The sequence below is a fragment of the Shinella sp. WSC3-e genome (genome assembly GCF_945994535.1).
GTDB lineage: Bacteria > Pseudomonadota > Alphaproteobacteria > Rhizobiales > Rhizobiaceae > Shinella > Shinella yambaruensis.
Window position 1 is genome coordinate 67,154 of record NZ_OZ000534.1, and the last position, 20,328, is coordinate 87,481.

Genomic DNA, 20,328 nt, shown 5'->3' on the forward strand with positions numbered 1-20,328 from the left:
CGGCCTCACCGTCGCCTGATCTCCTTCCCCTTCCATCACACCGGCCCGGTTGGCGCGATAGCGCCGGCCGGGCCCTTTCGTTTCAGGAGCAATCAACATGAACACCATGATCGCCAGACCATCCCCTGTATCCACCGGCTTCAAGGTCGACATCTCCCGCGGCGAGCGCATCGGCCGAGTATCGTCAGAATGGTTCTCGCGCCCCGATGACGAGCGCTACCTCTCGCTGTCGGATCTTCATCGTGCTGTCAGCGATCGGGCCGAGCGCGCCCGCGTTCGCACCGTCGAAAGCGCGGATATCCGTGTAGAAGCGACCCGCGGCAATGCCGAGCGCCTTTCGCTTGTCCTTCCCGGCAGCCGCGTGCCGCTGGCGCCGACGCATTGGAGCTATGGGCAGCTTTGTAGCCTGGTAGGCGCGCCGGCGAGCTACCTGCGCCAGCTACCTGCGCCGCTGGCGGCGATCAATCTCCAGCACGGCCTTCTCAACCACAGCGCCGAGATGGTCAAAACGCTGGAGATGGATGACGGGCGTGTCGAGCTTCGGGCGGTGACCGGTCCCGAATACGGCCGCATCTGGGACAAGGACCTTGTCGCCGCGGTGATGAGCATCGCCGGTGATGGCGTCGGCGACACGATGTGGAAGGTGCCTGGCGTACTGGACTGGTCGACCATGACCCACAACCCGTTCGTCGACATCACCAAGGATACGACGACGCTCTATGCCAGCGATAGGGACGTTTTCCTGTTCCTCGTCGACGATACCCATCCGATCGAGGCCGGTCGCCTCCCCAACGGTGAGCCGGACGTCTATTTCCGCGGGTTTTATGCCTGGAACTCCGAAGTCGGCTCGAAAACGCTTGGAATTGCAAGCTTCTACCTACGAGCGGTCTGCGCCAATCGCAATCTGTGGGGCACGGAAGATTTCCAGGAAATCACCATCCGGCACTCGAAGTTTGCTGCCCAGCGTTTCGCGCATGAGGCGGCCCCGGCGCTGGCGAATTTTGCGAATTCGTCGCCCGCGCCGTTCATCGCGGGTATCCGTGCCGCGCGGGAGCGGGTCGTCGCTCGCAACGAGGAGGACCGTTCCGATTTCCTGCGCAAGCGCGGGTTCTCGAAGGCCGAGACCGGCAAGATCATCGAGACGGTGCTGTCGGAAGAGGGACGGCCACCGGAGTCCATCTTCGATTTCGTGCAGGGGATCACCGCATTGGCGCGCGGGAAAGCTCACCAGGACACGCGGCTCGAACTCGAAGGCAAGGCGCGCAGACTGCTCGAAAGCGCAGCCTGAACCCCTCCATCCGACAGTCGCCGACCAACCCGGCCATGGCGCCGGGTTTTTCGTATTCACCGAAAGGCAATCCCATGACCAAGCTCGAAACCCAGATCTATACTCACCCTCCAATCCCGTTCGCCGACATCACGCCGCTGGAAAAGCTTGTTCTGACGCATGTGCTCGAATGCAGCGAGACCGACGCCGGCCTTGTCCTCTTCACCGATGTCGGTCCGAACAATCCCATCAGCGTCAAGCGCAAGCTGCTGCTTGAAGCGTTCCGAGCATCGGCGCCGCAGGCGGAGAGCGCGCTCAACACTTTCATCGCAAGCCGCGTTCTTGCGCTTCTGCCGGCGCCGTCGGGTCCGCTCGACATGGACGCAGCTGTCGATATCGATCTCGGCGCGTTTCCGTGGCCGTTCATCGTCCAGGATATCGTCTCGCGGTCGCCGACCCTGTCGGAGGTCACGGTGATCCAATGGATGAACCACCGGTCGCAGCGTCTCGAGACCTACGGTGCCAGCGTATCGCTGATCACCGCCACGGCCATTCATCACGCCACCAGCGAGGATATCCTGGCCCGTTTCCGATTGCAGGATCGCGGTCTGTCGCTCGCAGGCCCATTGCCTGCTTCATCACTTCGGACGCCAGCGTCTGACGGACATCGTCTGCTCACGGTCGGGGAGGCCGAGGCGGCACTCTGCATCTGGGAAGCCATGCTGTATTTCCGAGGCCTGCGCGAGGACGGACGTGCTGTTCCCGATGGCATCGATCAGATGTCGAAGCTGTGGGACGCAACCGGTTGGCAGGCCATGCGCTTGTGCGCCCTGGAGATCGTGACTCTCGTGCAGGATGCCTACGCCGCCCTTTCCGGTGTGCTTGACGACGGCGGCTTCACCTTCGATTTCGACTTCGTTCCCGCGGTCGTGGGAACGATGCGGTGGTCGCAGGGCGGACCCCATCGTGAGGGCGAACCGGAGGACTTCCTCGAGAGTGTGATGGCGGCGGTCAGGCTTCGGCGACAGGATGTTGCGGCCGCTGCTCTATCTGCTTCGAACGCCGGTCGATGACCTGGTCAGGCGCCGATCTCGGCAGCGTCCTGTACCGGCGGGGTCTCGGGAAGGCGGATGTCGATACCGGCGGCAGCTTCCGTGGCAGTCTCCTCTGCCGCAAACTCGTCACCGGCGCCTTTCAGATCGACACGCCCCCAGATCGACGTTTCTTTCCGGGAGAGGCGACGCCGGTTCTTGAATTCGACGACGAACGGCTTCTTCTGAGACTTCATGATGCTCCGCTGAACAGGCTATGGATATCTGCGCGGCAGGTGTTGTTATTCGTCGGAACCTGTCAACGGCCCATGGCGCGATATCCCGTATTACGGAAGCCGCGGGATCTCTCCGTCCGCCACCCGCCAGATCCAGGGGGTAATCTCCGGTCGCGTTTCGATCATGTCGGCGAGGGCGCGATCGTATTCCTCATCGGCCGTGGGTGGGACGATGAACATCGCGACGGGGTCCGGCTTCTGTTCCGGAAGGGTCACCGAAACGATCGGCGCGCCGCGTGGCAGGTTGAAACGCAGCCCCTTGACGATCTTCCGCTTCAGATGCCCGAGCTTCTCCAGAAGTCGCAGGTCATGAATGTCCTCGAAGGGCAGCCAGTGCTCATTGACCACCATCAACGCGACCTCTTCCACCGATGCGATGCCCGCGGTGGAAATCCCGAAGGTGGCGATGACGATCAGATGGAACGCCTCGCTCGACCGCCACAGTTCGAGCTCGGTCTCATAGCGGGTCGCCAGCCTTCGCCATGCGCCGTCTTCTACCATCAGCGGGAAGGGCATATGCCGCACGACGATCTTCTGGCCCTCGCGGGCCGGGGAGAACTCCTTCACCTCGGCGACGATCATCATCAGCTTGCGCGGTCCCCCTCCCGCCGCGTGCACACCCTTCAGCGCGACCGCGCGCCTAGTGGCAATGCCATCCCTGTCGTCCGCCTGAAACACCTCCGGCACATAGAGTATCTCGCTCAAGGGGCCGCCTCGTGCGGACATCTGCGCGGCGGCATTGAGAAGGCTGGAGCGAACTCGCCCCCACCCCCGCCGCCCAGCCCAGGCCGACCGCCACTCGGTCAATTCGCCCGCCTCCCAGAGATAGTGGAGCATCGCCTTCAGCGACAGTTTCCGGGGTTCGCTGCGGATGCCCGGCTCGGATGCTTCCGTCGGCGCGGCAGGCGCTGCCCGAGGCCCGCGTTTCGTCAACGAGAAATCCAGCTTCAACTCGGCCCTGCCGCTGGCATCGATCTGGATAGCGCTTCCGATCAAGGGCCCGAGACCGGAGAGCTCATAAGGCGGCTCGTAGGAAGGGCAGGCCGGATCATGCTCGCGCCCTGATAGGGGCATCCGTTTGACCACGAACTGATCATCCAGCCGCGCGATATACATGGCGACCGCCGGGTCCTTGCACATGCACAGAGGCCGCATCCGCTGCTCGTAGGCATCCGATAGAACTGCTCGAAGCTCCGGCGAGGATTCATCGAAAGTCTGCTCGCCAATGATGAATTTCCGCACCGTCGCTCTCCCTTGTTCCGGTCGAACCTACATCGCGATGCCAGTTTTTACTATCTAAAACTAGCGAGTAAAAGTGCCGTGCCGGCCGATCCATTCTGGGCCGATGGGAAGGGATCGTTGCAATCCAACCCTTCCCGTCACGCGCGACGGAAATCGGAAATGCCGAAGCGGGGAGGGTGGTGCCAGCGGCGGCGGGGAGGAGGTGGGCTGCGGGCCGATCGGCCCGGCTGATCTTGGAGAGAGCGCAGATCGGATTGGGCTTCCTCCCCGCGCTCCGAGGAACCCCCAGATGAATGACCTTCTCTATAGACGCCTGCGCATCCGGGCCGACGCCGGCTGGCGCCACGTCGTCCGCGCCGCTGCCTTCCAATTCGACCGTCAGATGCGGCAGGATCCAGCCTTCCGCGCCGCGCGCAAGCGCTTTTATCGCTCGATGCTCGCTGAGTACCGCGCCGACCAGCGCGACCTCGCCAACGCCTTCCGGTTTTGAACCACCTCAATCCTTTCCATCCCATCGCCCGGCGACAGCCGGGCTTTCGCTTCAGGAGGAGACCATGGCGATACCCGAATATGTTCGAGTCAATTTCCGGACGCTGCTTCGCGCCGCCCAGGACGGCAATCTCGCGCTCATGGAGTGCCTCGATGCCCGCACCGACGAAACCCGTTTCGTTCTCTGCGCGGTCGGGCGCGACGATGGCGACTATGTGTTCACGCCGTTTGGTCACCTCGCGGGCGGCAATCCGTACGACGCCTACCTTCCTCCGGACCCGGGCAATGCCGGTCGATTTCTAAGCGGGAGCGACGCGAATGCGGTCGAGACCTCGACGGCTGCCGACAATAAGGAAGGCGGCCATGGAAACCCGACGTAAATCGCGACCGGTCGCACCACGGCATCTCGCCCATTCCCTCTATTCGGCCGATCTCGGCGGGCACGATCCCGGCCGCTATCGGGTGACGCCGCCGGGTGCTCCTGATGTCCCGGCGCTCGTGCGACCAGGCATGGCGGTACGGACCTCCTACGGTTCGCGTGGAATCGTCATCGCCGTCGAGGGGCCGGTTGTCCATCGCGCCGCTGACGGCCGCGAGTATCCGCATTTCACGGTCGTCTATGTGCCGGCCGACCGCCTCGGCCGGCACACGAAGCTCGATCGCAACTGGATCAACGAGTGCGTCGCCGTCCACGGCCGCATTTTGAAGCTGCTCGGAGCCAACAGCGACGAGGCCTTCGTAGAGCCGATGGCGGCCGCCCGGCCCTGATTATTGCGGGCGAATGCCCGCCCGTCCTGCCGTCTTTTCCCATCCAGGCCCGGTGCTCGCAAGAGCACCGGGCCTTTCCACATTTCCGGAGAGCAACATGAGCCTGTCTGTCCTTGCCTGCCCGCCAATCGCCAACCCGGTCTTCCTGGACTTTCGTTCGAAAGTCGTCGTGCCGGTGTGTTTCGCCATCGTCTATTGGGACGGACCGGGCGACACGCTCTACGCCTTCGAGGATCGTGACGCCTTCGATCGTCAGCGCCTCTGCGCCGAACGAAACTTCGTCCACGTCCAACAACTGTCCGCCGGCGAAGCCGCAGCGTGGATCGCCGCCGGCGGCAAGGCTGTGCTCCACGAGGTCTCGGTCGCCGGCGTCGCGGCGTTCGGAAACCTCAAGCTCGCGCCCGGCTGAAGGCCGGGCGCCGTCGCCTCTGCCGCCCAGAGGGAGAGAGGGGCCGGAAAGGGGTGGCCTGGCGGGCTTGGAGAGCGCCCGGCGGCCGGCTCTTTCCCGCTCTCGATGAGGTTTCCCATGAACGCTCGGTCCTCCTTCGCCATGAACCCGTTTGCCAGTAAGCCCCGCATGCCCGAACAACGCAGCCGCGCCAGCAACATCTTTGCAGCCGGGGGTGCGCTCCTGCCGCTTCTCGAAGCTGGCCAGTCCATCACATCGGCCCACCTGCGCGCCGTCCTGACCACTGAATCCGGCGGTTCGGACGCCGAGGGATACTGGTCGTGGAAGGATGCCTACGAGGCGACCGAAGTCGCCCAGGTGCTGTTCCTTCGCAAATTCGGCTCAGCCATTTCCGCCCGGACGAACATGCCCGAGGCGGCGCTTTCCATCCTGACCAGGCTCGCGGCGCTCAACCCGACGCACACGCGCCGGTCCGAGGAAACCCAGAGGCTCCAGCAGTTTTCCACGCCCGTCGAACTCGCCTATGTCGCGGCGCGGGCCGCCTCGATCATGGCGGGCGACGTCCTGCTCGAGCCGTCCGCCGGGACCGGCCTCATGGCGATCTTCGGCGAACTCGCCCACGCGCGCCTCGTTCTCAACGAGTATGCGCCGGTCCGCCACTCCCTCCTCGAATATCTGTTTCCCGGAACGCCGGTCACGCACCACGACGCTGCCCATCTCGACGACTATCTTGATCGGGTCGCGCGTCCCACCGTCGTGCTGATGAACCCGCCGTTCTCGGCCGGTGTGCATGTCGAGGGCCGCATGGCCGATGCAGCGTGGCGGCATCTCACCTCGGCTTTCGCGCGTCTCGCGCCCGGCGGCCGCCTGGTTGCCATCACCGGCTCCAGCCTTTCTCCCGACAATCCCAAATGGCGTGATGCCTTCATTCGCTTGCAGGAGCGCGGCACGGTCGTGTTTAGCGCAGCGATCGCAGGCAGCGTCTTTGCCCGGCATGGCACGACGATGGAAACGCGGCTAACCGTCATCGACAAGATTGCTGCCGCCGATCCGACCAAGCTGGTGACGAGCATGGGTGTCGCACCAGACCTCACCACGTTGCTATCCTGGATCTCGGGCCTGCCGCCGCGCTCGCCGTCGACCGCGCCGAACTCCATCGGCGCGCTGTCCAACGGCATATTCCGCGCCTGCGCCGCGAAAATGGCAGCGCGTAAGGCCGCCGAAACCCTGCGCCCCGCTGCGGTCGCCGGGATGCAGCCACATCCGGCGATCTCTCCCCGCGCACCGAACCGGGTGTCCTTGGCCCCCACGCCAGCCAAGAAAGAGATCATCGAACTCGCCTACGAGCTGCGCGACGCGGCGCCGTCGAGCCGGGTGGATGCAGCCGATGGCATCTACGAGCCCTATGAGCTGCGAGCGATCCGCATTCCGGAGGCCAAGCCGCATCCTGACAAGCTGGTCGAGTCTGTCGCCATGGCGTCGGTCGCCCCGCCGAAGCCCAGCTATCGGCCCCATCTCCCCAGGAACGTGATCACCACCGGCGATCTTTCGGACGCCCAGCTCGAAAGCGTGATCTATGCCGGCGAGGCGCATTCGGGCCACCTCGCCGGTCATTGGAAGGTCGACGCCTCCTTCGACAATCTCACAGCCGTCAGCCCGGACACCGAAGGCGCGGTGCGATATCGCCGGGGATGGTTTCTCGGCGACGGGACCGGTGCGGGCAAAGGCCGGCAGGCTGCAGGCATCATCCTCGATAACTGGCTGAAGGGCCGCCGGCGGCATCTCTGGATCTCGAAATCCGAGACCCTGATCGAGGACGCCCAGCGCGACTGGAGCGCGCTCGGCCAGGAGAAGCTGCTGGTCACGCCGCTGTCGCGCTTCAGACAGGGCAAGCCGATCATGCTGGACGAGGGCATTCTCTTCTGCACCTTTGCCACGCTGCGCACCGACGAGCGTGAGGGCAAGCGCTCCCGCGTCCAGCAGATCGTCGACTGGCTGGGTGACGATTTCGACGGTGTCGTGATCTTCGATGAGGGGCATTCCATGGCGAATGCTGCGGGAGGCAAATCCGACCGCGGCGACAAGGCGGGCTCGCAGCAGGGCCGCGCCGGCCTGCGCCTGCAGCGCGCCTTGCCCGATGCCCGCGTCGTCTACGTCTCGGCGACTGGTGCATCCGAGGTCGAGTCGCTTGCCTATGCCGAACGGCTCGGTCTGTGGGGCAGCGCCGACTTCCCCTTCGCCACGCGCAGCGAGTTCATCGCGGCGGTCGAAGACGGCGGCGTCGCGACCATGGAGGTGCTCGCCCGCGACCTCAAGGCCATGGGGCTCTATGCCTCTCGCTCGTTGTCGTTCGAGGGCGTCGAATACGAGATCCTCGAACATGCGCTGACCGAGGAGCAGGTCCGCATCTACGATTCCTATGCCGAGGCCTATCAGGTGATCCACAATCGACTGGATCAGGCGCTGGAGGCTTGCAGCATCACCTCGCCGACGGGCACGCTTAACAAAAACGCCAAGGCTGCAGCGCGCTCCGCCTTCGAGAGTACGAAGCAGCGTTTTTTCAATCACCTCCTGACCAGCATGAAGACCCCGACGCTGATCGGCACGATCAACCAGGATGTCGCGGACGGCCATGCGGCCATTGTCCAGCTCATCTCGACGGGGCAATCGATAACCGAACGCCGGCTCGCCGAAATCCCGACAGAGGAATGGAACGACATTCAGGTCGATGTCACTCCGCGAGAGATCGTCGCCGAGTACCTGATGAACTCTTTCCCGACCCAGCTCTTCGAGGAACATTCGGACGACGAGGGCAATCTCCTCTCCCGGCCCGTCTATGATGCTGACGGCAATCCGGTTCTGTGCCGCGAAGCCGTCGCCCGCCGTGACGAGTTGCTCGAAAAGCTCGGGAGCCTGCCGGCGATCCCGGCCGCGCTCGACCAGATCGTCCAGCACTTCGGGACGGACACCGTCGCCGAGATCACAGGTCGTTCCCGCCGCATCGTTCGCCGCGATGGCGATGGCTCGTTCCCGCGTTTCGCTGTCGAGAGCCGACCGGGCAGCGCCAATCTCGACGAGACGCGCGCCTTCATGGACGACCGGAAGCCGATCCTGGTCTTCTCGGAAGCGGGCGGGACGGGGCGCTCCTACCATGCCGACCTCGGCGCAAAAAACCAGCGTCAGCGCCTGCACAATCTGCTCGAAGCCGGCTGGCGCGCCGATGTGGCGATCCAGGGCCTCGGCCGCAGCCATCGCACCAACCAGGCCCAGCCCCCGAAATTCCGGATGGTCGCGACCGACGTCAAGGCCGAGCGCCGCTTCCTGTCGACGATCGCCCGGCGTCTCGACACCCTCGGCGCGATCACCCGCGGCCAGCGCCAGACCGGCGGGCAGGGCATGTTCCGCAGCGAGGACAATCTCGAATCCCAATACGCCCGCGATGCGCTCAGGCAATTCTACAAGCGGATCCACCGCGGTGAGGTGTCCGGTTGCTCCTTGGAAACCTTCGAGTCGATCACCGGCCTATCCCTTTGCGACGAGGAGGGCGGGCTGAAGGATGAGCTGCCGCCGATCCACACCTTCCTCAACCGGATGTTAGCGCTGACCATCGCCATGCAGAACGTCCTGTTCGAGACCTTCGAGGAACTCCTGGCGGCGCGGATCGAAGGCGCCATTGCAGCCGCCGTTTATGACAAGGGCCTGGAGACGCTGACCGCCGATCGCATGACGCTCAAGGATCGCAAGCTGGTCTACACCCATCCGGTGACGGGCGCGCAGTCGCACTTGCTGACAATCGAGCGCATGGACCGCAACCAGCCAATGCCTCTTGAGGAGGCCCTTTATCTTGTGACGCGGGATCCGCGCGCGAAACTGATGATCAACGGAAAGTCCGAACGCGCCGCTGTCATGGCCCCGACGCGCTCCATCATGCTCGATGACGGCTCGCTCCAGCCGCGCGTCGCGCTGATCCGTCCGATGGACGAACTGCGCTTCGAAACAAGGCACCTGGAAGAGACGAACTGGGAAGAGGCGGACGAACAGATCTTCGCCGCCGCCTGGAATGCCGAGGTCGCCACCGTGCCGGAGTTTTCGACCTCGACCTTGCATGTCGTGTCGGGCCTGCTGCTGCCGATCTGGAAACTCCTGCCGCAGGACTATTGCAGGGTCTATCGCCTGCAAACCGACGGTGGCGAGCGCATCGTCGGACGCGTGATCGCGCCGGCCGGTCTCTCCCGGCTATGCAACAATTTCGGGATCGACCGGAGCGAGGTGCTCGACCCGGAGCAGGCATGGCGGTCGGTGATCGATGGCTCCTCTGTCATCAGCCTTGCCGGCGAGATGACGGTCCGCCACGTGCGGGTCATGAATGACAACCGCGTCGAATTGACCGGCTTCACCGATGGCATGCGTGACTGGTTGCGCTCTATCGGCCTCTTTTCCGAGATGATCGCCTGGAAACTGCGCTTCTTCATACCAGTCACCGATGAGGGCTCCGCGATCCTTTCGCGCCTGGTGCAGCGCCATCGCTTGCTCGATGTCATCAGCCGGCACTGAAGGAGGACCGTTATGCTCTCGGCCTCCGAACTGGCGAACCGTCTCGCGCGCGATGCCGAGGCGGTCTGCCGCCACTATCTCTCCGCCGGCCGCAAGGCCGGCAACTACTGGATCGTTGGCGATACCGCCAACAACAAAGGTAAATCGCTCTATGTCCATCTCACCGGCCCCCGTGCGGGCCGTTGGGCGGACGGAGCGACGGGCGAATATGGCGACCTGCTCGATCTCGTGCGCGAGACCTGCGGGCTCGTCGATTTCCGCGACGTCGCGGACGAGGCGCGACGGTTCCTCAGCCTTCCGCAACCCGACCCGGCGGCGTCCCGCAGGGGCGACGCCCGAATCGACCCGCCGGCCGACAGGCCGGCAGACGAGCGCGCGCAGCGCCTTTTTCGCATGACGCAGCCATTGGCGGGGACTTTGGCGGACAGCTATCTGAGCCAGCGCGGCATCCTGCGCGCATCCTTGCATCCCGCGCTCCGCTATCATCCGTCCTGCTACTATCGCGATCTCGTGACGGGCCGGACGCACCGCTTCCCCGCGCTGATCGCAGCCGTGACCGATCCCGTCGGCACGATCACCGGCGTGCATCGCACCTGGCTGGACCCGGACGGTGGCGGCAAGGCACAGGTCGACGATCCGCGTCGCGCGCTTGGCGGTCTGCTCGGCAATGCCGTTCGCTTCGCCTTCCCCACCTGCGGTCCGGTGCCTGTCATGGCAGCCGGCGAAGGCCTCGAAAGCATCCTATCCCTGTCGCACGTCATGCCCGGAATGCCGATGGCCGCGGCGCTGACGGCCAATCACCTCGCGGCCTTCGATCTGCCGCCCAGTTGCGTGCGCCTCTATATCGCCGCGGACGCGGATGCCGCCGGCCGGAACGGCATCGAGCGATTGAGCCGGCGGGCGCAGGCCCGCGGGATCCTGCCGCTCGTGCTCGCCCCGGAACTCGGCGACTTCAACGACGATCTGCGGCTTGATCCGAGCCGGATGCTCGCCAGCCTCAGGGCGCAGCTTGCCCCGGAAGATGTCGAAGTCTTTCTGCCGTCGTGATGAAGCCGCGATGGGGGATGAGGCGGAGCGGTGGCCGCGGGAGGGGAGGGCCGGGCCTGCCGGTCGCGTTCGGATGAGCGCGCCTGCGGGCCTGCCGAGAGGCGACCCTTACCATCAGGCGTTCGGTCCTCCAACCGCCGGAGGCCCGGTTTTTTCCCCGCGCCAGCGAAGCCGGCGCTCCTCGCGGAGCAAAAAACCTGTCCCCGGCGGCCCGGCGCTGCGCTGGGCCGCGGCGCGTGCGCCGCGGTTCCGGCCCGCCCGCCGGATGGAAAGGGATCGCCGTCAGGCCGCGAGAGGCGCGGCCCCAATCGACGGAGACCATCATGAACGTCCTGCTTCCCATCGACGCCGCTACCGAACCGCACCACGCATCGTCTCCGACCGACCGGGTCATCTACGAGATGCAGGTCTACGGCTATCGTCCCTTCCAGGACGAGCCCGATCCGCGCGCCCTGCCGGAGGAGCCGGTCGTCCAGTCCGCACTGACCGCGATGTTCGACGCCATGTTCGAAATGCTCGGCGATACGCGGCTGGAGCCCGATCTCGAAGACATGCTCTGGTCGACGGTCAATCTCTTCCACCGCGCCAGCGAACGCATCCAGCGCGAGCTGCAGCGCAACGAGGACGCCCAGAGGAACGGGCAGAAGGAGCAGGACGGCTCGGAGGTCAGAAGCGTCGAGCTCGAACGCCATATCATGGAGGGCATCACGCTCCTCGAACGCCGCAACGCCTTCGAATTCATGCGCGACTATGCATCCGACCTCTTCGAAGCGCAGACCGGCTCGACATGGCGGCCGCGCACCGGCTCCAAGGTCAATCACGCGAACATGACCGCGGCGATGATCGACTCCAGAGACTTCCTCTCTGCCCGCCGCCGCGCCGAGACCGAGGTTCTGATCCCGGCCGGCACCAAGATCGCCTTCGGCGGCGGGTTGGACTATAACGATCACGACCGGATCTGGGCCGCACTCGACAAGGCCCTCGCCAAGCACCCCGACATGGTGCTGCTGCATGGCGGCTCGCCGAAGGGCTCTGAACGCATCGCGGCCTGCTGGGCCGAAGCCCGCGGCGTGACGCAGATCGCCTTCAAGCCGAATTGGGGCAAGCACGCGAAGGCCGCCCCGTTCCGCCGCAACGACGAGATGCTTTCCGTGATGCCGGCCGGCGTCATCATCTTCCCCGGCTCCGGCATCACCGAGAACCTTCGCGACAAGGCCCGCCGCTTCGGCATCACCGTCTGGGAATTGAAAGGAGACGGCGCGTGAAGCGTCGTTTTCCTCACGCGATTGATCTCAAGCCTTGCATTTCCGAGGAATTGTGTACACATTTCCTCGGAAATGGAGCGACGCAATGGCTGAACCTCGACCCAACATATCTTCCCCCCGCCGCGTCGGCGTGCGGGAGTTTCGCGGCAACCTGACATCCTTCCTGCGTCAGGTCGAGGAAGGGCAACGCTTTGTCCTGACCTCCCATCACAAGGTCGTTGCGGAGATCGGGCCGCCGTCGTCCGATGTCGCAGTCCGCAAGCCGGGCGCCTTGCGCGGCAAGATCAAGCTTGCCGATGATTTCGACGCTCTGCCTGCGGACGTCCTGAAGGCGATGGAAGACGGCGCGTGAGGCTTCTGCTCGATACCCATGCTCTGCTGTGGTGGTTGAATGACGACGAGAAGCTGGGAGCCCGAGCACGCGGCCTGATCGGCGATCCTGCGAACGACGTTCTTGTCAGCGCGGTTTCCCTATGGGAGATCACCGTGAAGCTGCGCATTGGTAAGCTTGATGCGGATATCGAAGAGATCCTTGGCATCCTCCCGGATCAGGGGTTCCAACGCCTCGATATCGCGGATGCCCATTTGATCGCGCTGTCCGGCTTGCCGGTTCACCACCGCGATCCGTTCGATCACCTTCTCATGGCGCAGGCGCTAGCCGAGGATGCGCATTTCGTTTCGGAAGATCAAAACGTGCCGCTTTATGGCGTTCCGTTCATGACGTGCTCGGACTCTACCGCCTGACCGTCCCCACGTCCGGCGCGCGTGGTCGAAGGGCTCAGCCCAGTTCCTGGGCGAGCCCGATGAGTAGGCCTTCGGGACCGCGGATATAGCAGAGGCGATAGACGTCCTTGTAGTCCACGACGTCGCCGACCAGCTCCGCGCCATAGACCCGAAGCTTTTCAAGCGTCTCGTGGAGGTCGTCGACGGTGAACATGGCGCGGAGATAGCCGAGTGCGTTGACTGGGGCGGTCTGATGGTCCGCGACAATAGCTGGCCTCAGAAAGCGGGACAGTTCAAGCCGGCTGTGACCGTCCGGTGTACGCATCATCGCGATCTCGACGTGCTGATCGCCGAGGCCTGTCACCCGTCCGGCCCATTCGCCTTCGATCATGGTCCGGCCTTCGAGATCGAGGCCGAGCGCGCGAAAGAATTCGACCGCCCCGTCGAGATCCTCGACGACGATTCCCACATTGTCCATTCTCTTCAGCGCCATCACGACCTCCCCTGGTGTCATCTCAGCCTACATGGTGGTGCCGGCCCAGCCAACGACCCGCGAGGCGCGGGCCGCGGGGGTCGAGGTCAACCGCTCCCTGCTGGCGCCGTTCCGGCGCTCCCCGAGCCGGCTTCGCCGGCTCGTTTTCGGAGACGATCCTATCGCTCGGAGAGGGGAGAGTCAGGCTGGGAGGGGGAAGGTCTGTTGGTAGAAAAGGAGAGCGACCATGGCGATGATATTTGTAGGCGGATCACGCGACATATTCGAGCTGCCGGAACCGGCGATAGCGCGCATCGGCGCGATGATCGCCGCCGAACATGGCGTGCTGGTGGGCGATGCACCCGGCGCTGACGCGGAGGCGCAGACGCTGCTCGCCGGCTATGGCTATGAGCATGTCGGCGTCTTCCATGCCGGGAGCGAGCCGCGCAACAATCTCGGCGATTGGCTAGCCTATCACCGGCCCGCGCCGGGTGGCGCGCAGGGCTACGCCTTTCATGCCGAAAAGGACCGGGAGATGGCGCGGCGCGCCGACTATGGGCTGATGATCTGGGATGGCGCTTCACCCGGAACATGCCTCAACATGCTGCGCCTTGCGGCAGTCGGCGCGCCCTGCGTCGTCTACGACACGAGCCGCAGCATACAGCTCACGCTCCGAAGCCTTCCCGATTGGCACGAAATGCTGCGCGGTGCTGGCCAGGACGTCCTGCAGCAGGTCGATGCTCGCATGACGGACGACGAGCGCATCCTCGCCAACGGGTCATGAAGCGCCTGGTCGGCGGGCGTCGTGCCTGCCGCGGCCGCCGGCCGACTGCACGCTGACGTTTGCCGCGACGATCCTCGTGGCTTCCCGCCGCCCGCAACGAAGCCGGCCCCTGGCGCGGCCAGTCCGCTCGGCCCCTCCGGCGTCGTGCGAAGAAAGATCGTCTTCTTGCCGTCTTCGCCGCCCGGTGCGACGGCCAGGACCGATGCGGAAGATAACGCCGGATCCGAAGACCTCCATCCGGATCGGGACACGGCATATCGGACCCGCTGCACGCCTCAGCCCGGTCCCAGCCCGCGCCATCGAACGCCGGGCGCTTGCGATGACGTCGGCACCCCGAAGTGCCATCGAGGAGTGGTCGAGCGGCAAGGGCGGCGAAGGCAATGGCAGGCAGACCGATAGGCAGAGGTGCATCCACGAGCCGCCGCAGGCGCTGGCGCAGAGGCTGCAAGCCGGGACGCCAGGGCACGCATCGCCTCCGGTTCCACCTGGTCCGTTCCCATTGATGCCGACTTTGTAGAGGACTGCCTGCTTTTGCGGCCAACCCCTGAAGGGGTAAGACTCGACAGAAATTTTTGCAAAATTCGATTTCGGTTTGTCCGCTTTGGCGGCAAATCGAATTTTGCAAAATTTTCCGCCGAGCTGACCGCAGCAGGTCAGCCCTCTCCTTTGCCGACATCGGGAACGGTCCCGATGGAACCGAAGGAGAACTACCATGGCATCCACGATCGCAAACCTCACCACCAAGGCCGATGGCTCGATGGAAGGCGTCTTCGCCACGCTCCGCGTCAATGCCCCGATCGCCGTCCTCCCCAACGCCCACAAGTCCCGCGAGGACGCCCCGGACTACCGCGTCATCAACAAGCGCACCGGGTTCGAGATCGGCGCGGGCTGGAACCGGGTCTCGCCGCGCAGCGGGGCAGAATACGTCTCGATCCGGATGGAAGCCCCCGAGATCGGCGTCATCTTCGGGAACCTCGCCCCCGCACCGGGCGGCGAAGACGGCAGGAAGGTGCTCCTCTGGAACAACCCGGAGTGAGCCGAGCCGAACCGGCCCCGCAAGGGGCCGGCTTCCTCGCGTGCTTCCAGCCACGATCGCGAAGCGGCGCGCATGTCAGGGTGCCCCACGAGAGGAAGGTCTGTCTGCTCAGAAAGCCAAGTCTGCCATGACGAAGCGGCGCGCGTCAAAACCGCGTGGTACCCCCAATTTTCCGCCGAACCGCTGAAGCGGCTCGACAAAAAAATCGGCTCCCCCACGCGCGAGCCGCTAAAGCGGGTTTTGACCCACACCGCTCCGTCATGGCCGACACCGTCATCTTTCACATCAACAAGGAGATGACGACGATGACGATGACCCTCGAAAACCACATCGAAGAACTGCGCCGCGAAGCGAACCACTGCGACCCGGCCGAGCGCGCCCAGATCGAGGCCGAACTGGAACAGGCCCGCGCGGAACTGGCCGCGCTCATCGCCGCAGAAGATGCCGAGCCTCCCCACTGAGGGAGGCTCTTGCCTTGAACAATGAGGCCGATCCGCCGGATCGACCGGCGCCCCGGCCCGAGGCTGCGCCTCACGCCCGCGTCTTCGCCGAGCATCATCCGCGCGCCAGCGCCTCAATGCGCTTCACCCGGTATCCGTGGGCACGCCTCTCGCGCAGCAAGTCGAGAAACAGCGCGACAGCCTCCTCCTCCCTTTCGAAATCATGCACCATCGTCCGACCGGACGTACCGATCCTCCCCCAGCGGCGCAGCAGACGTGGCGTGCCGAACAGCGTGGGTTCGATCGCGAGCGCATAGAAGCGCGCCATGTTCCGGTCCGGATCCACGCGCTCGACATAGAGGTGATAGGGCTGGGCAAGCATAAGCGTAGAATCGCCCACGCCGCTTCCGGCGTCCAACGACAGTTTTGAATCGATCCGGACGGTCCGATTCATCTTCGTGATGGTTCCCGGCTCAGGATAGAGGGTGCTTTGGGCGAGCCGGCCTGCGGCCGGCCGCTCCCTACTCGCGCCGTTCCGTCGCTCCCCGAGCCGGCGTGGCCGGTGACGCTCACTCTCGCGGGGCGAAACGGCCGGATCGACCGGCCGCCTCGCCGCAAGGGGCTTCCCCTCACGCTCCCCGCCGGCTGATCGCCGGATACGGACCGCGCCCCAACGGGCGCGGGGGCTCTTCTTCTGACGTCCAATTGTATGCCAGCCCAACGGGCCTCATGGACGGCGCGGATAGGCGGATTTTCTGCCGCCGCCCCCGAAAGGCGACATCAGAAAATCCGCCTATCCGCTTGCAAGCCGCGTTCCGCGGTCCTTGACCCCCGCCGGGCTACAACGTCGACACCTTTCGTCAATCGAAATGAGACATACATGATGACGTTCAAGCGCAGGCGCTCGTCCCGACCATCGCAGGCTTCCGCGACGAAGTCCTCGCGAACCGCACCGCATGCAAGACGGCTTTTGCGACCGCCTTGCATGACACACTCGCCGCAAAGCTCAACAAAGCGGTTGCCGCTCTTCATGAGGAAGCCGAGACGAAAATGCGGCTCGCCGCAGGCAAGGGGACTGAGGACGGTGATTTCCTCTATGAGACTTACCACACCTGCCCGACCTTCGAACATCTGTGGATGGAAAGGGGCCCGATCTCGATCCTTGATGAGATCTACGAGGAGGTCGTTTTCGAAGGGGAAGCCTGCCGGATCGGCCTTGACTATACCGTCATTCCCTCCGAGCAGTTGGGCGACCTCGGCGATATTCTCGACCGCATCCGTCGGCAGACGGGCATCGAGTTCGTCGCCGCGCGCGTCTGAACCATAAGGAGGGAGGCGCTTGCGCCTCCCTTCATTTTCTTGGCCTGAGATGATTATCCCTTGGCGGTCTCTCCGATTGGCAGCTCCATGAATGTCGTCCACTTCATCGATCTGTGCTTGCCCCGGTCAACCGCCGAGCCTAGACTCGCTCAAATCCGAGAGTATGCGCCGTCTGGCGACAACGGCGCACCCCTCCAGAACAAGGTGGTGTCGCAGTGATCGAAGAACGAGCCATTGTCAAAATGAACGGACGACCGGATAAGCGGAACCCGCTTTCCCGGCTGCTGCGGCATGTCGCGCGGGCGGTTGCTGCCCTCGCGACAGGCATCGTCCGCGGCATCCTCCTTTCCGTCTGGCATTTCGTCTACTTCCTGCTTTGCCTGTTTCGGCCGGTCGTCAACGTTCTCATGCTCGGCGGCGTCATCATGCCCTTGGTCGCGTTCGTGGCCTTCGTGAAACCCGAAGCCGCCAATGGGATGCCCTTCTGGGTTTTCCTCCTGATGGCCGCCGGCTTCGTCGGCATCTCCATGGGCTATTCGAAGTTCGTCGACTTGATCGCACCATCAGGCACGGAAGACCCCGCCGACCGGTATCGCCGTCCCGATTGGCGCTGACAGCTTGCGCGCTTTCACGGCTTGGCCGCTTTGACGAACCGGTTGGCCGCAGCCGCGGCATCCATCTCTTTGCGCCGAAAATAGATCGCGCGCCCGCAGCGGATCGGGCTATGCCCCTGCACGATGATAATCTGCTCGTCCTTGCGCATGCTTTGAGTGATTTCGTGCGGCATGATCAGCGGCCGGCGCTGGAAGTTGACGTTCTCCGATTTCCGCGACGCGCTGTTCTTCGTGTCCCAGCCGATATTGCGGGAGCTGCCCTTCACCTCGACGGTCATTTCCCCGCATTGCGCCGAGACGTTGCGCGCCGTGTCGAGCGCCTTGATCGCGGCGTAACTGGCAAAGGCGCAGCCGTCGATCCAGGACACCGCGCCGTCCTTACCGAAATGCCGCTCCAGCTGGCCGACCGACTGGTACATCAGCATCATGCTGATGCCGTATTTGCGGCCACGGTCGCGCGCCTCCTCCAGCACGCGCATGTAGCCGAGCAGGTCGACCTCATCCAACATGAACAGCGCCCGGCGCTGAAACGCGCCGTCGGCCTCGATCATCGCATTGATCAGCGAACCGATGATCACGCGGCCGATGCCCGGATACGACCGCAGGATCGATGCCGGGATATTGAGGAAGACGTCCTTCTTGCCCTCGACGATCTCGGCGGATTTGAAGGTGTTGCCGCAGACCAGCGCGGCGTAATTGTCTAGCGACAGCCATTGCGTGTCCTTGGACGCGGTCGAATAGACGCCCGAGAAGGTTTGCTCGGTCATGTTGACGAACACGCCGAGCGTTTCGCGGATGAAGGCCGAGGCCGAATGCTCCTGGATGTCGCGTAGCATGGCGAGCACCGACGTCTCCGGCTCGGAAACGATCTGGCGCAGGCTATGCAGGTTGCGCCGGCCGGCATATTCCGGCGACAGCATCACATGCGCCAGAAGGCCGGTCAGCAGATTGTGCGCCTGGCTCTGGAAGTAGGAACCGGTCGAGCTTTCGAAGCGGACGCTCTCCGACAACAGCATGTGCGCGATGCCGACAATGTCCTCCTCCTTTTTCTTCGACGTCTCGATGCCGTCGAGGACGTTGAAGCCCATGATCGGGTTTGTCGGATCGAGAACGACGACCTCGCGCCCGAGTTTTCTGCGCCTGAAATCGACGACCATCGGGGCGATCTCGGTCGACGGATCGAGGCAGATGATGGGGCCCGTGTAGCTCAACGCGGTCGGCACGACGTTGCTGGTCGTCTTGTAGCCGCCCGATCCCGCGAAGAAGAGCATGTGGGTGGAATCGAAGTCCTGCTTGTAGGTGAGGAGCGGCGCTTTTCCGCCCCGTCCCCATGTTGCCGGATCGTTCGGATCGAATGGCAGTGCATGGACGAGTTCCTTGTCGACGCGGTAGCGCTCGCCGACGACGATCTCGCCATCTTCCGGGAACAGCCGCGCCGCCGCCGCCATCGGCAGCCAGTCGGCATCGCCGAAGGTTCCGCGCTTGGCGCGCTTCACCGGTTCGGGCACGACACTGGAGATGCGCGCTGACACCGCCGCCGCCATGAAGCCGAGCGCGGCGCTTGCGACGGCAATCATGTCGAGAAAGGACAGCGCCCCGTCCCAGGACAGCGCGCCGCTATCGACATAGGGTGATAACCGGGCAATCTCGCGCAGCCCATAAAAGCCGGTCATCAGCAGAAAGCACAGGAAGCTCACCATGGCAATCGGCCGCCGCCGATGCAGCGGTAGCGCCCAGACGGCCACAAGTCCCGCGAGCGGTCCGAACAAAAGCACCGGCACGGGCGAAGCTCGCAGGAACCAGTATTGCGTTCTGCCGGCCATGCCGGTGGCCAGTTCGGGCCAGCGCCAGTTCGCGACATAGAAGGCAAAGCCGGTGACGACAACAGGCACGAGAACAAGCAGCAGGCTTGGATGTGGCTTCGCCATTGCCGTCATTCGGCAGCCTCCGCCATCCGCGTGGACAACCGGTCGCCGGCTTCGGTCGGCATAGTCCTGAAGGCCACTTCGCCGATATCGCGCAAGCGGCGGTGCTCCGGCGAGCCCGGCGTCACGCGCGACAGTTCGATCAAACCACCAAGCAGGAACGCCCGGTCGGCCGGCGATAGTCCGGCGCGGACAACAATGCCGCCGAGCAGGAATTTTTCGCGGGCTTCCTTCTTGCGATCAGCCGTCATGAGGAACCTCCGTCGCCGCTCCAACGCGACCATCTGGTTGTCCACGCGGCGAAGCAGCTGCGCCACCAGTCCCTTTCTTCTCCGCTTTGCGAAATCGCGCGGCGATCTCTTCGAACATGCGATCGACCTCCTCGTCAGCAAGCTCCATCTCGGCCAACCCGGCCTTCGTCGCGGCCCGCGCGAAACGCTCTGCGGATTTTACTATCAACATTTTTCTACGTTCCCGCAGCTTTTCGATTTGCGCATCGATATCCATGATTGACGATTTTGCAGCCATTTATGCGGTTTCCTCTTCTGCGATGAATATTGCCGTAGGGCGTTTATACTGACTGGAAAACGATAGTAAAATAAGCTACCTTGTGCAAGTCCCCAAAACGTCGATGCCGGAATTCCGG

23 protein-coding genes are annotated in these 20,328 nt (G+C 64.2%); 16 read left to right on the plus strand and 7 right to left on the minus strand.

Annotated elements, in window-relative coordinates; all coding sequences use genetic code 11:
* Window positions 1-97 precede the first annotated feature (97 nt).
* Both AABF56_RS30885 and AABF56_RS30890 read left to right on the plus strand, forming a co-directional pair.
* The gene (locus AABF56_RS30885) at window positions 98-1,288 is read left to right on the plus strand and encodes a DUF932 domain-containing protein (protein ID WP_272809114.1); all 1,191 of its coding nucleotides are present in this window, start codon (window positions 98-100) and stop codon (window positions 1,286-1,288) included.
* 74 nt (window positions 1,289-1,362) lie between these two features.
* Window positions 1,363-2,340 (plus strand): hypothetical protein, encoded by a 978-nt coding sequence (locus tag AABF56_RS30890; RefSeq protein ID WP_272809115.1) that lies wholly within the window; start codon window positions 1,363-1,365, stop codon window positions 2,338-2,340.
* Between the two features lie 5 nt (window positions 2,341-2,345).
* On the opposite strand, the gene AABF56_RS30895 is transcribed toward AABF56_RS30890, so the two are convergent.
* A complete protein-coding gene (locus AABF56_RS30895; protein WP_272809116.1) occupies window positions 2,346-2,555 on the minus strand; it encodes a hypothetical protein in 210 nt (69 codons plus the stop codon).
* A gap of 90 nt (window positions 2,556-2,645) precedes the next feature.
* A complete protein-coding gene (locus tag AABF56_RS30900) occupies window positions 2,646-3,836 on the minus strand; it encodes a DUF1173 domain-containing protein (protein WP_272809117.1) in 1,191 nt (396 codons plus the stop codon).
* 289 nt (window positions 3,837-4,125) lie between these two features.
* On the opposite strand from AABF56_RS30900, the gene AABF56_RS30905 reads away from it, so the two are divergent.
* The 9 genes from AABF56_RS30905 (at window position 4,126) to AABF56_RS30945 (ending at window position 13,112) form a co-directional block, all read left to right on the plus strand.
* Entirely contained in the window at window positions 4,126-4,326 is a 201-nt protein-coding gene (locus tag AABF56_RS30905; protein ID WP_272809118.1) for a hypothetical protein, read from the plus strand.
* A 64-nt stretch (window positions 4,327-4,390) separates the two neighbouring features.
* Window positions 4,391-4,705: a DUF6117 family protein gene (locus AABF56_RS30910; RefSeq protein ID WP_272809119.1), complete on the plus strand. Its 315-nt coding sequence runs from the start codon at window positions 4,391-4,393 to the stop codon at window positions 4,703-4,705.
* Window positions 4,689-5,093 carry a hypothetical protein gene (locus AABF56_RS30915; protein ID WP_272809120.1) on the plus strand — a complete coding sequence of 135 codons (405 nt, stop codon included), beginning with the start codon at window positions 4,689-4,691 and terminating at the stop codon, window positions 5,091-5,093. The genes AABF56_RS30910 and AABF56_RS30915 overlap by 17 nt, the downstream gene beginning before the upstream one ends.
* A 97-nt stretch (window positions 5,094-5,190) precedes the next feature.
* Window positions 5,191-5,502, plus strand: a complete 312-nt coding sequence (locus AABF56_RS30920) for a hypothetical protein (RefSeq protein ID WP_272809121.1) — start codon at window positions 5,191-5,193, stop codon at window positions 5,500-5,502.
* 117 nt (window positions 5,503-5,619) lie between these two features.
* A complete protein-coding gene (locus AABF56_RS30925) occupies window positions 5,620-10,056 on the plus strand; it encodes a strawberry notch-like NTP hydrolase domain-containing protein (RefSeq protein ID WP_272809122.1) in 4,437 nt (1,478 codons plus the stop codon).
* A gap of 12 nt (window positions 10,057-10,068) precedes the next feature.
* Entirely contained in the window at window positions 10,069-11,103 is a 1,035-nt protein-coding gene (locus tag AABF56_RS30930) for a DUF7146 domain-containing protein (RefSeq protein ID WP_272809123.1), read from the plus strand.
* Window positions 11,104-11,426: 323 nt separating this feature from the next.
* Window positions 11,427-12,368 (plus strand): DUF2493 domain-containing protein, encoded by a 942-nt coding sequence (locus AABF56_RS30935; protein ID WP_272809124.1) that lies wholly within the window; start codon window positions 11,427-11,429, stop codon window positions 12,366-12,368.
* An 85-nt stretch (window positions 12,369-12,453) separates the two neighbouring features.
* Entirely contained in the window at window positions 12,454-12,720 is a 267-nt protein-coding gene (locus AABF56_RS30940; protein ID WP_272809125.1) for a type II toxin-antitoxin system Phd/YefM family antitoxin, read from the plus strand.
* Window positions 12,717-13,112, plus strand: coding sequence for a type II toxin-antitoxin system VapC family toxin (locus AABF56_RS30945; protein ID WP_272809126.1), 396 nt, complete (start codon window positions 12,717-12,719; stop codon window positions 13,110-13,112). The genes AABF56_RS30940 and AABF56_RS30945 overlap by 4 nt, the downstream gene beginning before the upstream one ends.
* 34 nt (window positions 13,113-13,146) lie before the next feature.
* Here AABF56_RS30945 and AABF56_RS30950 read toward each other — a convergent pair whose 3' ends face one another.
* On the minus strand, window positions 13,147-13,584 hold the full coding sequence (locus AABF56_RS30950) for a VOC family protein (protein ID WP_272809127.1): 438 nt from the start codon (window positions 13,582-13,584) through the stop codon (window positions 13,147-13,149).
* Between the two features lie 226 nt (window positions 13,585-13,810).
* Here AABF56_RS30950 and AABF56_RS30955 point away from each other — a divergent pair, with 226 nt between their 5' ends.
* From AABF56_RS30955 to AABF56_RS30965, 3 genes are all read left to right on the plus strand, one after another.
* Window positions 13,811-14,347, plus strand: coding sequence for a hypothetical protein (locus AABF56_RS30955; protein ID WP_272809128.1), 537 nt, complete (start codon window positions 13,811-13,813; stop codon window positions 14,345-14,347).
* Window positions 14,348-15,059: 712 nt separating this feature from the next.
* The gene (locus AABF56_RS30960; RefSeq protein WP_272809129.1) at window positions 15,060-15,383 is read left to right on the plus strand and encodes a DUF736 domain-containing protein; all 324 of its coding nucleotides are present in this window, start codon (window positions 15,060-15,062) and stop codon (window positions 15,381-15,383) included.
* A 260-nt stretch (window positions 15,384-15,643) separates the two neighbouring features.
* Entirely contained in the window at window positions 15,644-15,844 is a 201-nt protein-coding gene (locus AABF56_RS30965; protein WP_006472601.1) for a hypothetical protein, read from the plus strand.
* Window positions 15,845-15,938: 94 nt separating this feature from the next.
* Here the strand turns inward: AABF56_RS30965 and AABF56_RS30970 are convergent, their stop codons facing one another.
* The gene (locus AABF56_RS30970) at window positions 15,939-16,277 is read right to left on the minus strand and encodes a WGR domain-containing protein (protein WP_272809130.1); all 339 of its coding nucleotides are present in this window, start codon (window positions 16,275-16,277) and stop codon (window positions 15,939-15,941) included.
* A gap of 596 nt (window positions 16,278-16,873) precedes the next feature.
* Between AABF56_RS30970 and AABF56_RS30975 the strand changes: the two genes are divergently transcribed.
* Window positions 16,874-17,143: a hypothetical protein gene (locus tag AABF56_RS30975; protein WP_272809131.1), complete on the plus strand. Its 270-nt coding sequence runs from the start codon at window positions 16,874-16,876 to the stop codon at window positions 17,141-17,143.
* A gap of 242 nt (window positions 17,144-17,385) precedes the next feature.
* Window positions 17,386-17,757: a hypothetical protein gene (locus AABF56_RS30980; RefSeq protein WP_272809132.1), complete on the plus strand. Its 372-nt coding sequence runs from the start codon at window positions 17,386-17,388 to the stop codon at window positions 17,755-17,757.
* 14 nt (window positions 17,758-17,771) lie between these two features.
* Here AABF56_RS30980 and traG read toward each other — a convergent pair whose 3' ends face one another.
* From traG to AABF56_RS30995, 3 genes are read right to left on the minus strand one after another with little or no spacing between them, the layout of a single operon-like run.
* Complete coding sequence (gene traG, locus AABF56_RS30985) at window positions 17,772-19,694, minus strand: Ti-type conjugative transfer system protein TraG (protein ID WP_272809133.1); 1,923 nt, start codon at window positions 19,692-19,694, stop codon at window positions 17,772-17,774.
* Window positions 19,691-19,933, minus strand: a complete 243-nt coding sequence (locus AABF56_RS30990; protein WP_272809134.1) for a conjugal transfer protein TraD — start codon at window positions 19,931-19,933, stop codon at window positions 19,691-19,693. The genes traG and AABF56_RS30990 overlap by 4 nt, the downstream gene beginning before the upstream one ends.
* The gene (locus AABF56_RS30995; RefSeq protein ID WP_272809135.1) at window positions 19,923-20,210 is read right to left on the minus strand and encodes a TraC family protein; all 288 of its coding nucleotides are present in this window, start codon (window positions 20,208-20,210) and stop codon (window positions 19,923-19,925) included. The genes AABF56_RS30990 and AABF56_RS30995 overlap by 11 nt, the downstream gene beginning before the upstream one ends.
* Between the last annotated feature and the right edge of the window lie 118 nt (window positions 20,211-20,328).

Bases quoted from the DNA above. Each gene is read 5' to 3' on its own strand.
- AABF56_RS30885 (WP_272809114.1), top strand. From the start codon at position 98: ATGAACACCATGATCGCCAGACCATCCCCTGTATCCACCGGCTTCAAG.
- AABF56_RS30890 (WP_272809115.1), top strand. From the start codon at position 1,363: ATGACCAAGCTCGAAACCCAGATCTATACTCACCCTCCAATCCCGTTC.
- AABF56_RS30895 (WP_272809116.1), bottom strand. From the start codon at position 2,555: ATGAAGTCTCAGAAGAAGCCGTTCGTCGTCGAATTCAAGAACCGGCGT.
- AABF56_RS30905 (WP_272809118.1), top strand. From the start codon at position 4,126: ATGAATGACCTTCTCTATAGACGCCTGCGCATCCGGGCCGACGCCGGC.
- AABF56_RS30910 (WP_272809119.1), top strand. From the start codon at position 4,391: ATGGCGATACCCGAATATGTTCGAGTCAATTTCCGGACGCTGCTTCGC.
- AABF56_RS30915 (WP_272809120.1), top strand. From the start codon at position 4,689: ATGGAAACCCGACGTAAATCGCGACCGGTCGCACCACGGCATCTCGCC.
- AABF56_RS30920 (WP_272809121.1), top strand. From the start codon at position 5,191: ATGAGCCTGTCTGTCCTTGCCTGCCCGCCAATCGCCAACCCGGTCTTC.
- AABF56_RS30925 (WP_272809122.1), top strand. From the start codon at position 5,620: ATGAACGCTCGGTCCTCCTTCGCCATGAACCCGTTTGCCAGTAAGCCC.
- AABF56_RS30930 (WP_272809123.1), top strand. From the start codon at position 10,069: ATGCTCTCGGCCTCCGAACTGGCGAACCGTCTCGCGCGCGATGCCGAG.
- AABF56_RS30935 (WP_272809124.1), top strand. From the start codon at position 11,427: ATGAACGTCCTGCTTCCCATCGACGCCGCTACCGAACCGCACCACGCA.
- AABF56_RS30940 (WP_272809125.1), top strand. From the start codon at position 12,454: ATGGCTGAACCTCGACCCAACATATCTTCCCCCCGCCGCGTCGGCGTG.
- AABF56_RS30950 (WP_272809127.1), bottom strand. From the start codon at position 13,584: ATGGCGCTGAAGAGAATGGACAATGTGGGAATCGTCGTCGAGGATCTC.
- AABF56_RS30955 (WP_272809128.1), top strand. From the start codon at position 13,811: ATGGCGATGATATTTGTAGGCGGATCACGCGACATATTCGAGCTGCCG.
- AABF56_RS30960 (WP_272809129.1), top strand. From the start codon at position 15,060: ATGGCATCCACGATCGCAAACCTCACCACCAAGGCCGATGGCTCGATG.
- AABF56_RS30965 (WP_006472601.1), top strand. From the start codon at position 15,644: ATGGCCGACACCGTCATCTTTCACATCAACAAGGAGATGACGACGATG.
- AABF56_RS30970 (WP_272809130.1), bottom strand. From the start codon at position 16,277: ATGAATCGGACCGTCCGGATCGATTCAAAACTGTCGTTGGACGCCGGA.
- AABF56_RS30975 (WP_272809131.1), top strand. From the start codon at position 16,874: ATGCGGCTCGCCGCAGGCAAGGGGACTGAGGACGGTGATTTCCTCTAT.
- AABF56_RS30980 (WP_272809132.1), top strand. From the start codon at position 17,386: ATGAACGGACGACCGGATAAGCGGAACCCGCTTTCCCGGCTGCTGCGG.
- traG (WP_272809133.1), bottom strand. From the start codon at position 19,694: ATGACGGCAATGGCGAAGCCACATCCAAGCCTGCTGCTTGTTCTCGTG.
- AABF56_RS30990 (WP_272809134.1), bottom strand. From the start codon at position 19,933: ATGACGGCTGATCGCAAGAAGGAAGCCCGCGAAAAATTCCTGCTCGGC.
- AABF56_RS30995 (WP_272809135.1), bottom strand. From the start codon at position 20,210: ATGGCTGCAAAATCGTCAATCATGGATATCGATGCGCAAATCGAAAAG.